This is a genomic window from Brevibacillus choshinensis, from assembly GCF_001420695.1.
GTDB classification, from domain to species: Bacteria; Bacillota; Bacilli; order Brevibacillales; family Brevibacillaceae; genus Brevibacillus; species Brevibacillus choshinensis.
The window spans coordinates 1,136,030-1,149,917 of record NZ_LJJB01000007.1 but is presented as its reverse complement, the minus strand read 5'-3'; the positions used below and the strand labels follow the sequence as shown (position 1 = coordinate 1,149,917).

Genomic DNA, 13,888 nt, shown 5'->3' with positions numbered 1-13,888 from the left:
CTCCTTCATCCCGTAATGAAACTCTCTTTTCTTCCTCTTCTCACCCAATTCCTGCCAGTCGACAAAAGAACAAAAAAATCGAGCAGCCACAGTATTCCATTCGAGGCAACTCGATTCTTTTCGCGTTCTAAGGTGTCTCTAGTAGCTGATGAAAACGTTCTTGGTTGTCCGCTTAAGAATCTCCCACATGCCTGCTTTTGCCACAGACTGTTCCGGATACAGATCGATGCGATTTACTTCTTTGCCGTCTTTCGTCCGAATAAAGATATGTCCAATAACCTGTTCCTTACTGACGGGGGCATACACTCGTTGGTTAAGTACAATTTCCCGAGCGTAGTTATCCGCGGATTCACCCTTTTTCATCAACATGCTGACAGAGTGAGGGGTGATTGCATTGATCTGCGGTTGTTGGCCTTTATCGACCGTGATCGGTTGGACCGCTTCCCCTTTTTTGTACATAGGCATGACCTGGAAGTGAGTAAAGGCGTAATTGAACATCGTGGAAACTTCATTATTGCGCGTTTTCACATCTGGTTCACCCATCACTACCGCAATGACTCGCATGTTGTTGCGTTTTGCTGTAGCCGTCAAGCAGTATTTGGCTTCCCCTGTGTAACCTGTTTTCAAACCATCTACACCTTCATAAAAGCGCACCAGCCGGTTCGTATTGACTAACCAAAACGGGTTTGCACTATCCTTGCGCAAGTAGTCCTGATACGTTCCAGTAAAACGAGTAATTCCCTCGTGCTTCAATAATTCTCTCGACATGATTGCGATATCTTGAGCAGAGGAGTAGTGGTTTTCTGCTGGCAACCCATTTGAGTTCACAAAATGAGTATTTTTCATGCCAAGCTGCTTTGCCCGCTCATTCATACGGGTGACAAAACCTTCTTCTGTTCCCCCCAGATGCTCAGCCATAGCCACTGAAGCATCATTCCCCGATGCGATCGCGATACCCTTGATCATATCCTCTACGGTCATTTCTTCGCCAGGTTGAAGGAAAATTTGTGATCCGCCCATCGAGGCCGCTCGCTCACTCGTCCTTACTTTATCCGTTAGCTTTAATTCCCCTCGTTCTACCGCTTCCATGATGAGGAGCATGGTCATCACCTTGGTGATGCTGGCCGGTGGCATTTTTTCATTGGCGTTCTTGTCGTACAAAATGGTCCCCGTATCAGCCTCGATCATGACAGCTGACCGCGCGTGTGGTGCAAAATTCATTTCTCCACTCTGGGGTCCAGACTTCTGAGCAGCTGCGACAACCATGGGAGAAAAGAAGGTAAAACACATGATGAAGCATAGAGCGAGATATCCATTCCGTTTCATAGCAGTCTCTTCCCTCCATTCATGGTTTTATTCTCACCAACGGGATAGGAAAATATTCACATAAAAAATCCCTTCCGCAATAAGCTGAAGGGATCTACTTTTAGATGACAAAGCGACTTACGTTTTCCGTTAATTCGTCCGCCATTTTTTTCAGTTGCTCTACATTTTCATTAATACGTGCAATGGAATGCAGTTGCTCATCCACCGTCTCGACGACACCCGTGATCGAATCACTGATTTCATCTGACATGGAAGCCAGGCGTTGCATCGAGTTCGTTACAACTTGGTTACCCGCTGCCATCTCCTCGGAAGTAGCAGTCATCGACTCACTTTGCTCTGCAGCTGACTGGATCTCAGCGACGATGTTTTGGAAGGCTGTACCTACCGATTCTACTGATTGGAGTCCGCCACTCACCATCGCTACGATATCATCCATGTGCTTGCTCATATCCATCGCTTCGTCGTTGATCGAGTGAGCGATCGAAGCGATTCGCTCTGAGAAGGAGCTGCTCTCTTCTGCCAGCTTACGTACTTCGCTCGCTACCACAGAGAATCCGCGTCCCGCATCTCCTGCCCGTGCCGCTTCGATTGCTGCATTTAATGCCAGTAGATTCGTCTGAGATGCGATGCTACTGATCATTTCGACAATGCTTGTTATTTGACGAGCTCTTTCCCGAAGGCTATGCATCTGACCCGCTGTACGTTCTACTTCTGCGGTGGCCTGACGTACCGTGCCGATTACGTTCTCAACCAATTGCATACCGCCCTGAGCCCGTTCAAAGGTACGTGTAGTCGCTACAGAGGTGGACTCAGCCGCTACTGCTACTTGTTCGACGCCTTGAGAAATTTCAGAGACTGTATGAGCTGTAGCTTGTACCTCATTCGTTTGCGTCGAAACACGAGTAGCAATCGCTGAAATATTATCCGTGATAACACTGATTGCTCCTTTGTTTTCTTCCGCAAACAAGGTCAGCTCATCCGTTGCGATATTCAATTGATTTGCTTGTCCTTGGACCAATGCAATGAGATTACGTAATTCTGCGGCCATCTCATTCATTTTGCGTCCTACCATGGCCAGTTCGTCGTTTCCATTCACCTTGACGTGCACATCGAATTGCCCTGCACCAATCCGATCCATATCCTTAGCAATCGCATACAGGGACGTGCGGATGCGTTTGGCAAACCACCAGATCAGCCAAACCGAAATGCCGATGACCGGAATACTGATGAGAACAAAGTACCATCCCATGCTGTTTACTTCACCGTATACTTCATCTACGCCTGTTGATAGCACCACATTCCAGTGCAGAATCGGAATAGGAGCATAGGCTGCAAAACTGGCCTTTCCGTTATCCGTATAGAGCAAGCTGTTACTCAAATCTTGTTTCATCATATCGAGCATCTCGTTGTATTCGCTTTTCCCTGTAAGGGTGAGCTTGTTGTTTTGCTCGAGATCTTTATGCGCGACTACGAGGCCATCCTGTCGGACAACGAAAGCATACCCGTTTTGCATAAAAGGAATCTCTTGCGTCTTCTGTACGATCTGGTCAATCGTAAATCCAACGACGAACAACCGTTGCGTATCTTTATTCTTTTCTCCAATAGGTGTCGCAATATAAAGAAAACTCTTATTAATACCTTCGACGATTTCTTCATCCGATACGATTGTACCGCCGCTGCTCAACGCTTTTTGAAAGTACTGTTTCTCTTTAAAATCGATCTCGTTTTTCCCGGTAAGAGAGTAGATCGATTTCCCGGTAGCCGTATCAATTAAGTAGATCTTCGATATTTCCTTGTGACTTTGACGCAGGAGAGTGAACTGTTCTCTGACCAGTGGCTCCAGCTCCGTCGACATGACCCGCTTGGAGGCTGCTGCTTCCGTAGAAGTCACAATGGAACTCAACCAGTCATTCATATTGGTAGCATGCTGTTCAGCCAACATTTTCGCTTGCTTGGAAGTGATGTTGATCAAGGTAGACTTAGAAAAAGAAAGCGCTATGTATTGCAGAGAACCAATAATAACAAGTACAAGAATCAGTCCAAACACAATCATTTTGGTAGCCAATGAACCTTTTAACTGCCCGGTAGATTTCTCAGTCAGGGTCTTAAATTTCTGAAAGAACGCTGCGGAGCTTCCAGATCCCTTTCCTTTCCATCGTGGCGCTGTAATTTTTTTCAAGATGTCTACCCCCTTTTTCTAAATACTCTACATTTTACCAGAAGAAGAGCAGAAAAAAATACCTCTGATAGGAATACTCTTGGGTATGATACCCGTTTTTATCAGAGGTAAAACCACTTTAAGAAACCTCTATCGAGGCTCGTTGATGGAGGGCGAACACAGACGAAGTTGTCATGCGTTCCTAAACACGCTGAGTTGCTGAATCCCTGTACGTTCACAGAAAGGGAAGCGAGCTCTCAGCCTATTGGCCAGAGAACCCGCTTTTTTTTGTAGAACTTAGTTATACAAATGGCAAGCAGCAAAGTGTCCTGGTTCAATTTCTTTCCATTCTGGCACCGCAGCGGCACACTCAGGCATCGCTTTCGGGCATCTTGTACGGAAATGGCAACCACTTGGCGGATTCATCGGGCTCGGTACGTCACCTTGGAGAACGATGCGCTCACGGTTACGTTCGATTTCTGGATCCGGAATCGGAATCGCGGACAAAAGTGCTTGTGTGTATGGGTGAAGTGGCTTTTCATACAGCGCTTCACTGTCAGCCAGCTCAACCATTTTGCCCAAGTACATAACTGCAACGCGGTCAGAAATATATTTTACCATGGACAGGTCATGGGCGATGAACATGTAGGTCAAGCCCATTTTCTCCTGCAATTGCTCCAAAAGGTTTACGACCTGTGCCTGTACCGAAACGTCCAAAGCGGAGATCGGCTCATCGCAGACGATAAACTTTGGTTCTACTGCCAGAGCACGTGCAATCCCGATCCGTTGGCGTTGACCACCGGAGAATTCATGCGGGAAACGGTTCATGTGCTCAGGGTTCAAGCTCACCAAGGACAAGAGTTCTTGGATCCGCTCTTTGCGCTTTTGACCGGAAGCCAGGTTATGAATATCCAGCGCCTCACCAATGATATCCCCGACTGTCATACGTGGGTTCAAAGAAGCGTATGGGTCTTGGAAAATCATTTGCATGTTGCGGCGCATTGCTTTCATTTCATGGTTGTTCAGGTTCATAATGCTTTTGCCTTCAAACAGGACATCCCCTGCTGTCGCATCGTACAAACGAAGCAGTGTACGACCAGCTGTGGATTTCCCACAGCCAGACTCACCTACGACACCCAGTGTTTCACCACGTTTGATTTCAAAAGAGATATCATTAACTGCTTTTAGCGTATTGTCACCAATGCTAAAAAACTTTTTCAAATTGCGGACTTCAATCAGCGTATCACGGTTATCCACTGTTTACCCTCCTCCTACGATCCTGCGCGGTTCTGAGCAAGCGGATGCTGGAGCCAGCAAGCTGCTCGTTGGGTCGTGCTGACGTCGTTCAAATCAGGATCGATCTCTTGGCACACACGCATCGCAGATTCACAACGTGCCGTAAAGCCACAACCAACTGGTGGACGCAACAGATCCGGCGGAGTCCCGAAAATCGGAGTCAACGGTTCGTCGCGGTTCAGGTCAAGACGTGGAACAGAACGCAGCAAACCTTTTGTGTATGGGTGTTGTGGGTTGTAGAAAATATCATCTACGGTTCCCGTTTCAATCACTTTTCCTGCGTACATAACGATTACGCGATCACACATTTCTGCAACGACACCCAGGTCATGCGTAATCAGGATGATGGAAGTACCTGTTTTCTTTTGCAAGTCTTTCATCAGGTCCAAGATTTGCGCTTGGATGGTTACGTCCAATGCAGTAGTCGGTTCATCGGCAATCAGCAATTTTGGAGAACAAGCCAATGCGATTGCGATCATCGCACGTTGACGCATCCCGCCGGAAAATTCGTGTGGGTATTGCTCAATACGTTTTTCCGGTTGTGGAATCCCTACCATTGTCAACAGCTCAATCGCACGCTCACGAGCTGCTGTACGAGACATGTTTTGGTGTTTGATCAAGCCCTCTGTAATCTGGTTCCCAATCGTCATGGTTGGGTTCAGAGAGGTCATTGGATCCTGGAAGATCATCCCGATATCTTTCCCACGGATTGCTTCCATCTGTTTATTGGATTTTTTGACGATGTCCTCGCCATTAAAGAGGATTTCTCCTTTTTTAATGTCGCCAGGAGGAATCGGAATCAATTTCATCAAGGTTTGAGCTGTCACGGATTTACCGCAACCAGACTCCCCTACGATCGCTACCGCTTCTCCACGGTTTACGTGAAAATTCACACCGCGTACTGCCTTTACTTCCCCTGCATACGTATGGAAGGAGACATGCAGGTCTTTTACATCAAGAATGCGTTCCATAACGATGATCCCTCCTATTTCCGCAGGCGTGGGTCTACTGCGTCGCGCAGACCGTCACCGAACAAGTTAAATGCCAAGATGGTCACGGAGATAAACAATGCCGGGAACATCAATCGCCATGGGTAGTACTTCATGGCCGGCAGACCCTCGGACGACATCGTCCCCCAGGATGCAACTGGTGCTGCTACCCCCAAACCGATAAAGGAAAGGAAGGACTCTGCGAAAATGGCAGATGGTACGGTCAAGCTCAGGGTTACGATAATTGGACCCAAAGCGTTAGGAATCAAGTGTTTGAAGATCAAGCGATTTGCGTCTGCGCCCAAAGAACGAGCTGCCAAGACAAACTCTTGTGATTTTAGCTGTAGCATCTGCCCCCGAACGATCCGGGCCATTCCTATCCATCCCGTTATCGTTAAGGCGATAATAATGGTCCCTACTCCTGGTTCTAACACAACCATGAGCAAAATAACAACGAGAAGATATGGAATTGCGAACAAAATATCGGCGATACGCATCATGATCTCATCCACTCTACCGCCGTAGAAACCTGCGAGACCGCCCCAGATGACCCCTACGATCAGGTCGATAAATGCAGCGGCGAGACCTACCTCCAAAGAGATACGTGCTCCGTACCAAATACGTACGAATACATCACGGCCCAAGTCGTCCGTACCAAACCAGTGCTCAGCGGATGGCTTTTTGTTCTTTCCAGCCAAATCCGTCGTAAAATAGTCATTGTGTGTAATAAACGGAACTACGATCGCAGCAACGATCAGCACTGCGATAAAAATCATGGATGCCATTGCTACTTTATTCATTTTCAATCGGCGCCACACGTCAGCCCAGAACGACAGGCTAGGGCGCTTGATTGCTTCAGCTTGGCGAAGGTCAACCGAAATCGGTTCAAATTGTTCTTTCGTCAATTGTTGCATGATATCATTACTCCCTTCCTGCGTCTGCCAGCTTGATCCGTGGGTCTACCAATGTGTACGCTACGTCAACGATCAAGATCATAACGACCAGGATGATGGAATAGAACACGGTCGTACCCATGATAACGGTGTAGTCGCGGTTTGTAATCGAGAGTACAAACTCACGGCCCAGACCAGGAACACCGAATATACGCTCAATTACAAATGCACCTGTCAAAATGTTGGCAATCAATGGACCCAGGTAAGTGATGACTGGCAAGAGAGCATTGCGGATCGCGTGTTTCACAGTGATCGTGAAGGTGTGCAATCCTTTTGCTTTTGCCGTTTTGATATAATCTTGTCCCAGCACCTCAATCATGTTGGAACGAGTCAGTCGCGCGATAAATGCCATCGGTGAAGCTGCGAGTGCTAGAGACGGAAGAATCGTGTACTCAAAGCCTTCCCACTTCGCGATAGGCAGTAAGCCCCATTTAATGGAAAAGAAATACTGGTAAAATGATGCCAGGATAAATCCTGGAACAGATAGTCCTAATACTGCGATGACCATGGCTGAATAGTCTTGCCATTTGTTATGGTTGAGTGCTGCAATGACACCGAGTATGATGCCTCCAAATACAGCCAGCAAGAGAGCCTGTGCTCCCAAGTGAGCGGATACAGGGAAACCGCGATTGATCATTTCATTGACCGTCGAGGATTTTTCCGTGAAAGACGGACCCAGATCCCAAGTAGCGACACCTTTTACATAGTTAAAATACTGCTCGTGCAACGGCAAGTTGAGTTTGTATTTGGCCTCCAGAGCCGCTTTGATCTCATCCGGAACATTTTTCTCAGACGTAAATGGTCCACCAGGTACTGCTTTCATGATGAAGAAGGTGGCCGTTACGATCAAGAAGAGTGAGATGAGCATGAAGATGATGCGCTTACCAAGATAACGGATCAACTAACTTACCCCCTTGACAGATAATGAATGCTTTCACGTCCCATCTTTACACTGCGGACGTTACCGACACAGTGCAAAAATCGGCTGTGTAAATAACCCAATAATTAAGATCTCTTGCAATAGTGATCTTTCTTTTTCTCTACTGGCTAATCTGCCATCTAATTTATATGGAAAGGGTCGGCATACGAGAGGGTATTTGTTCCGTCATATACCCTCTCGCTACCAAGCCCGATTCCTACTTTTTTACGTGTTGAAAATGAGACTACTCGATGTATGCGCCTTTCCAGTCTACGTCGCCCAAACCTGTAATTTGAACGCCTTTCACGCTTGGATTCTGAACCCAAGATTGTGTGTAGAAGTAGATTGGCATAATTGGCATGTCATCCATCAGGACTTGTTCCGCATCTGCAAGAATCTTTTTGCGTTTGTCGAGATCAGATTCCAGAGAAGATTGGTTCAGAAGCTCTTTGAACTTCGGATTTTCCCAACGCGTATCGTTGTTTCCACCCATTTTGTCTTTGTACAGCTCCAGGAAGTTGATTGGGTCATTGAAATCACCCAGCCAACCCATCCGTCCGATTTGGAAGTTTCCTTCGTGCAAATCTTCGAGATACACTTTCCACTCTTTGTTCTCGAGTTTCACATCTACGCCAAGATTCTTTTTCCATTGGTCTTGAATGGCTTCTGCGATTTTTTTGTGGCCTTCTGAAGTATTATAAGACAAAGTAACGGCAGGCAATTTGGTAATGCCTAACTCCTTCATCCCTTCTTCCATCAATTTCTTCGCAGTATCAATGTCTTTATCCTTGAAGTAGCCATTTGGATTCAAGACCATGGATGGTGGAACAGCACCTGTAGCTGGAAGTTGACCCGTTTGCAGGATGTTGTCGATCAAGCCCTGACGGTCAATCGAGTAAGCAAACGCTTTCCGAATCTTCACGTTGTTAAATGGCGGCTTCTCGGTATTGAACTTGTACCAGTACGTACCCGCGATCGGCTTCGTAACCATTTTGCCGGAATCTTTCAAAGCTGGAATCGCATCTGTTGGCAATGAACTTGTCGGAGAACCTGCCCAATCAAGCTCACCATTTTCAAACATGGACAATTCGGTATTCTCGTCTTCTACCATCGCAAACTCGATTTTGTCGAGCTTTACTTTGTCTTTATCCCAATAAGAATCGTTTTTCACGAGAACGATCTTGCTTTTGTGTTCCCATGTCTCAATCTTGAACGGTCCGTTACCCACGTGGGTTTTCGCTTCGCCTGCCCACTTCTCATTCGCCTGAACCACTTTCGGGTTCACTGGGAAGTAAGTACGGAAAGCCAGCAGTTCAAGGAAGAACGGAGTTGGATTCTCCAATTTGACTTCCAAAGTTTTGTCGTCGAGTGCCTTCACACCGACATCGTCCAGCTTTGCTTCGCCTTTGTTCGCTTTTTCCCCGTTTTTGATGTAGTAGAGCTGATATGCGTAATTGGAAGCCGTTTTTGGATCGAGAGCGCGCTTCCATGCAAATTCGAAGTCTTTAGCGGTAACAGGATCTCCATTGCTCCACTTGTGATCACGGATTTTGAAGGTGTATGTGAGCTTATCATCCGATACGGTGTAGCTCTCAGCAGCAGCTTCATGTGGCTTATCATCAGAGCCAATCCGTGTCAACCCGTCAAAGGTAGCCAGAATGATCGCACCGGAAGTCGTATCCTCAGCGAGTCCTGGGTCACCAGTTGGCGGCTCAGAGTGCAGATTCATTTTCAGCACTTGTGGTTTTTTCTCTGCTGGTGCAGGTGCAGCCGGCGTTTGAGTTGGAGTAGTAGCTGCAGGCTGTTGTGCTGCCGGTTGTGCAGCTTGTTGTCCTCCACCGCAACCAGCTAGAGCGGTTCCTAATACTGCTACAGAGCTCACTAATGCAAAAATATTCTTTTTCAACGCAAGTACCCCCAGTACGTTTTTCTTTTTTGTCTTTTTTCAGAAAATAAAGGACGAAAAAAACGAACATGACGCGAAGCAAAGTGACTACGGTTGGAAGGCATCAACCCCTTTCACTGCAAGGTCACCTCGTCATCCTGAACGAAAGAGAAAGAATCTTTGTACTGCTTCAGTTCGAGAGAAACATCCGCAGCAGCGATACCTTCAATTTGAGAGAGTCGTTCGTTGACAAAGGTGATCAGTTCGTCATTACTATGGAAACACGCTTGGAGAATCAAGTCGTGCTTACCGCTAAATGCGCCCACAAATCGAACGGCAGAAATTTTGCTCAATTCTTCTGCGACATTCTTCTGCATACCGAGCTTTGTAGTTAAACCAATAATGGCCTGTACATGTAAGCCTAATTTCTCAGGGTCAGGATGGATGACGAATTGAAAGACTCCATCTTGTAACAGGCGAGTGATGCGGGAACGAATCGTACCTTCACTTACACCAAGTTGATGCGCGATTTCTGTATACGGTGTTCGTCCGTCTTCCTGTAGGATTTGCAGGATCTGCTTGTCAACATGGTCTAGCTTTTTCATAAATACGATTTTTCGGGAACCTCCATCCATTTTTTACGAAATTCGAAAAAAACTTTAACATTTTGTTTATTACATTAAAAGTAATCTGAATTGATAGCGGTGTCAACGAAATTTGACAAGTAGAATTATAAAACATTATAAAGAGCATCCAACCAATAAAATATTTTTTACTTTACTAAACATCTATCGGTAATACATATTGAATATGAAAATGAAAATTTAATCAACTATATTTTCTCGGAAAACTGTATTTTTAAACAAAAAAGAGGTATGCATGCAACTGAGCGCATACCTCTTTTTATGTTGTGTATCAAGTACTTAGCTAGTCAATAATCCGATAAATCAGCGGTTGATCTGTCGGAGGCTCTGTCGAAATAGAGAAAGCACCGTCTAATTCCTGCAGAGCACTTCTCAAGAGCTCCTTTTTGTTGGCATGGATGGTCATGAGTACATCGCCTTTGCGGACCTGTTCCCCACGTTTTTTGTGTAGCACGAGACCAACAGCCAGATCAATCGCCATTTCCTTGGTCAATCTGCCTGCTCCTAAGACGACGGAGGCATGCCCAACTGCTTCTGCATCAATCGCTGTCAAATAACCATCCTCTGACGCCACAACCTCATGGATGATTGTTGCTTTGGGGAGACGGTCCATTTCGTATACGTCCCGCTTGTCGCCGCCTTGAGCCTCTACCATTTCCGCCAGCTTCTCCACAGCTTTACCGGTAGCCATGATTTCTTCCAGCTTGGCGCGACCTTCCTGCTCATTGGTTACAAGGCCACCCAGAACAAGCATACGTGATCCGATCGCCAAGGCCAGCTCCGTCAAGTCACGAGGACCTTTTCCTGCCAATGTCTCGATTGCTTCCTTCACTTCCAACGCATTACCCACAGCAAAGCCCAGTGGCTGGTTCATGTCACTGATTACCGCCACTGTCTTACGTCCTACCTGACTGCCGATCGCCACCATCGCACGCGCGAGTGTCTCGGCTTCGTCTAAGCTTTTCATGAAAGCGCCCTTGCCCACTTTTACATCAAGAAGGATAGCGTCTGCTCCAGCCGCTATTTTCTTAGACATGATGGAACTCGCGATCAGCGGAACTGCTTCTACGGTCGCTGTCACATCGCGCAAGGCGTACAGTTTTTTATCTGCAGGCGTCAAGTTGCCTGACTGCCCGATGACGGACACACCGATCTCACGCACCTGCTGTAAAAATTGCTCGCGTGTGCGCTCTACGGCAAATCCTGCAAATGACTCTAGCTTGTCAATAGTCCCTCCGGAATAACCGAGACCACGCCCCGACATCTTCGCTACAGGTATCCCTGCAGCAGCAACCAAAGGAGCCACCACAAGAGTCGTCTTATCTCCTACGCCACCTGTACTGTGCTTATCTACCTTGATCCCTTGTAGAGACGTTAGATCGAGTTGCTCGCCTGACCCTGCCATCGCCATCGTCAAGTCGCCGGTCTCCCGTGGAGTCATCCCACGGAAAAAGACGGACATTGCCCAAGCGGACATCTGATAATCAGGAATACTGCCATCTGTGTACCCATTTACCAGGAATTGAATTTCTTCTGTAGTCAGTTCTCCGCCATCTCTTTTTTTGGCGATAATATCGACCATACGCATAGCAAGCCCCTCCTAGGGTCAACTCTTACAGCTTGGCAACGATTCCGTTTACCAGAGCCAAAAATTGTGTTTTCACCTTCTCAGTCGTCTCCATGACCTCATCGTGAGACAAAGGCTGCTCCAAGATACCCGCTGCCATATTGCTGATGCATGAAATACCCAGTACCTTTACGCCCATATGACGCGCAACAATGACTTCTGGTACGGTGGACATACCTACTGCGTCTCCACCCAAAATACGCAGCATGCGAATTTCTGCTGGAGTCTCGTAGCTAGGACCGAGCAGGCCGACATAAATACCTTCGCGCAGCTCGAAACCTTGTTCGCTAGCTACTTCTTTTGCCAGCTGACGCAGTTCTTTGGAATAGGCTTCTGACATGTCAGGGAAACGAGCACCCATCGCTTCGTCATTTGCCCCGATCAACGGATTGCGGAACGTCATATTGATGTGGTCGGAAATGAGCATCAGGTTTCCTGGATCATAATTCTCGTTAATACCGCCTGCTGCGTTTGTCACGATAATCGTTTCCACGCCGAGCAGCTTCATGACACGAATTGGGAAAACAACCGCATCGAGGCCGTGTCCTTCATAAAAATGAAAGCGTCCTTGCATCGCTACGACTTGTTTCCCTTGTAACTTTCCGATAACCAGCTGCCCTTTGTGGCCTACTACTGTGGATACCGTAAAACCTGGAATTTCATGGTAAGGAATGACAACCGGATTTTCGATTTCGTCTGCCAGAACTCCAAGACCGGATCCGAGCACCAAACCGATAGTAGGTTTTTCTGTCAACTTTGGTTGAATATAGGATACTGCTTCATGGAAATTTGCCATTTGTAACACTCCTTTTAATCTGTTTCTTCTATATAAATGTTTATAAATGCTTAATTTTTATAAATGACTTAGGAAGCTTTTTCCTATCGAGGGAGCTTTCACATCAAAGTTGTCTGCGATCGTTGCTCCCAGATCGGCAAACGTTTCACGAACACCCAGATCTGTTCCCACCGTGATGCCTTTGTGGTAAGCCAGCAGAGGAACGTATTCACGTGTATGATCGGTACCATGGTGCACAGGATCGTTTCCATGGTCAGCAGTAATCACGAGCAAATCGCCTTCCAGAAGAGCCGACAACAACTCAGGAATGCGTGCATCGAATTCCATCAAAGCCTCTCCGTATCCTTGCGGGTCACGACGATGACCAAACTTCGCATCAAAGTCTACGAGATTCACAAAGCTGAGTCCGGTAAAAGACTCATTCATGGTTCCCAGCAGCTGGTCGACCCCATCCATATTGTCTTTCGTACGGATGGACTTCGTGATCCCTTCCTCTGCATAAATATCACTGATCTTGCCGATGGCAATCGAAGACAGACCAGCATCCTGCACGTGATTCATCACCGTCGGAGAAAATGGCTTGACGGAGTAATCATGACGATTGGAGGTTCGGGAAAAATGGCCTGGCTCCCCTTCAAATGGTCGAGCAATGACACGCGTCACGGCAAACTCGTCGCGCAGCGTCAGCTCACGCGCAATCTCACAAATGCGATACAGCTCATCCAGAGGGATTACGTCCTCGTGGGCAGCGACTTGAAAAACGCTGTCTGCAGAGGTATACACGATGACATTTCCTGTCTTCATGTGTTCTTCGCCCAGCTCATCGAGAATATCTGTACCGGAAGCCACTTTGTTCCCCAGCACTTTCCGCCCGATTCGCTGTTCAAACTCACTGATCAGACTTGATGGAAAACCATCAGGATACGTATTAAATGGAGTGGAGACATGGAGACCCATGATTTCCCAATGTCCTGTCGTTGTATCCTTGCCCATAGAAATTTCCTGCATTTTTCCATAATGAGCGAGTGGAGCAGCCGTTGCTGGGACGTTGTTTATTGGGGCAATGTTTCCCAATCCCAGTTTTTCCAGATTTGGCAGGCGGAAACCTGCGACTCTCTCCGCAATATGTCCTAATGTATGTGCACCTTCATCACGGAATTTTGGTGCATCAGGCAGCTCACCAATTCCCACACTGTCCATCACAATCAAAAAAACACGAGAAAAACGCAAAGCAAACGCCTCCAGTTCCACAAAAAGTATGATTTTGCATCAAGTCGTCAGACGTCTGACCTGAT

The 13,888-nt window shown here is 47.0% G+C and carries 11 protein-coding genes; all 11 read right to left on the bottom strand.

Translation table 11 applies throughout. From position 1 onward, the window contains the following. Positions 1 to 138: 138 nt before the first annotated feature. The 11 genes from AN963_RS05515 to deoB all read right to left on the bottom strand — a co-directional run bounded on the left by AN963_RS05515 (position 139) and on the right by deoB (position 13,823). Positions 139 to 1,326 (bottom strand): D-alanyl-D-alanine carboxypeptidase family protein, encoded by a 1,188-nt coding sequence (locus AN963_RS05515; protein ID WP_055743525.1) that lies wholly within the window; start codon positions 1,324 to 1,326, stop codon positions 139 to 141. Positions 1,327 to 1,426: 100 nt separating this feature from the next. Then, entirely contained in the window at positions 1,427 to 3,505 is a 2,079-nt protein-coding gene (locus tag AN963_RS05510; RefSeq protein ID WP_055743524.1) for a methyl-accepting chemotaxis protein, read from the bottom strand. A 276-nt stretch (positions 3,506 to 3,781) separates the two neighbouring features. Further along, entirely contained in the window at positions 3,782 to 4,741 is a 960-nt protein-coding gene (locus AN963_RS05505; RefSeq protein ID WP_055743523.1) for an ABC transporter ATP-binding protein, read from the bottom strand. A gap of 14 nt (positions 4,742 to 4,755) precedes the next feature. Beyond that, positions 4,756 to 5,751, bottom strand: coding sequence for an ABC transporter ATP-binding protein (locus AN963_RS05500; RefSeq protein WP_055743522.1), 996 nt, complete (start codon positions 5,749 to 5,751; stop codon positions 4,756 to 4,758). Between the two features lie 14 nt (positions 5,752 to 5,765). Further along, positions 5,766 to 6,683 carry an ABC transporter permease gene (locus AN963_RS05495; protein WP_055743521.1) on the bottom strand — a complete coding sequence of 306 codons (918 nt, stop codon included), beginning with the start codon at positions 6,681 to 6,683 and terminating at the stop codon, positions 5,766 to 5,768. A 7-nt stretch (positions 6,684 to 6,690) separates the two neighbouring features. Continuing rightward, positions 6,691 to 7,623 (bottom strand): ABC transporter permease, encoded by a 933-nt coding sequence (locus AN963_RS05490; protein ID WP_055743520.1) that lies wholly within the window; start codon positions 7,621 to 7,623, stop codon positions 6,691 to 6,693. 262 nt (positions 7,624 to 7,885) lie between these two features. Then, positions 7,886 to 9,547, bottom strand: coding sequence for a peptide ABC transporter substrate-binding protein (locus AN963_RS05485; protein WP_055743519.1), 1,662 nt, complete (start codon positions 9,545 to 9,547; stop codon positions 7,886 to 7,888). A 113-nt stretch (positions 9,548 to 9,660) separates the two neighbouring features. Next, entirely contained in the window at positions 9,661 to 10,131 is a 471-nt protein-coding gene (locus AN963_RS05480) for an Lrp/AsnC family transcriptional regulator (protein ID WP_055743518.1), read from the bottom strand. A 322-nt stretch (positions 10,132 to 10,453) separates the two neighbouring features. Then, positions 10,454 to 11,758 (bottom strand): pyrimidine-nucleoside phosphorylase, encoded by a 1,305-nt coding sequence (locus AN963_RS05475; RefSeq protein ID WP_055743517.1) that lies wholly within the window; start codon positions 11,756 to 11,758, stop codon positions 10,454 to 10,456. A 25-nt stretch (positions 11,759 to 11,783) separates the two neighbouring features. After that, positions 11,784 to 12,593, bottom strand: a complete 810-nt coding sequence (locus AN963_RS05470) for a purine-nucleoside phosphorylase (protein WP_055743516.1) — start codon at positions 12,591 to 12,593, stop codon at positions 11,784 to 11,786. 57 nt (positions 12,594 to 12,650) lie between these two features. Next, positions 12,651 to 13,823 carry a phosphopentomutase gene (gene deoB, locus AN963_RS05465; RefSeq protein WP_055743515.1) on the bottom strand — a complete coding sequence of 391 codons (1,173 nt, stop codon included), beginning with the start codon at positions 13,821 to 13,823 and terminating at the stop codon, positions 12,651 to 12,653. Between the last annotated feature and the right edge of the window lie 65 nt (positions 13,824 to 13,888).

Excerpts from the sequence above, each read along its gene's own strand:
- AN963_RS05470 (WP_055743516.1), bottom strand. The coding sequence starts at position 12,593 with ATGGCAAATTTCCATGAAGCAGTATCCTATATTCAACCAAAGTTGACA.
- AN963_RS05515 (WP_055743525.1), bottom strand. The coding sequence starts at position 1,326 with ATGAAACGGAATGGATATCTCGCTCTATGCTTCATCATGTGTTTTACC.
- AN963_RS05495 (WP_055743521.1), bottom strand. The coding sequence starts at position 6,683 with ATGCAACAATTGACGAAAGAACAATTTGAACCGATTTCGGTTGACCTT.
- AN963_RS05480 (WP_055743518.1), bottom strand. The coding sequence starts at position 10,131 with ATGAAAAAGCTAGACCATGTTGACAAGCAGATCCTGCAAATCCTACAG.
- AN963_RS05500 (WP_055743522.1), bottom strand. The coding sequence starts at position 5,751 with ATGGAACGCATTCTTGATGTAAAAGACCTGCATGTCTCCTTCCATACG.
- AN963_RS05475 (WP_055743517.1), bottom strand. The coding sequence starts at position 11,758 with ATGCGTATGGTCGATATTATCGCCAAAAAAAGAGATGGCGGAGAACTG.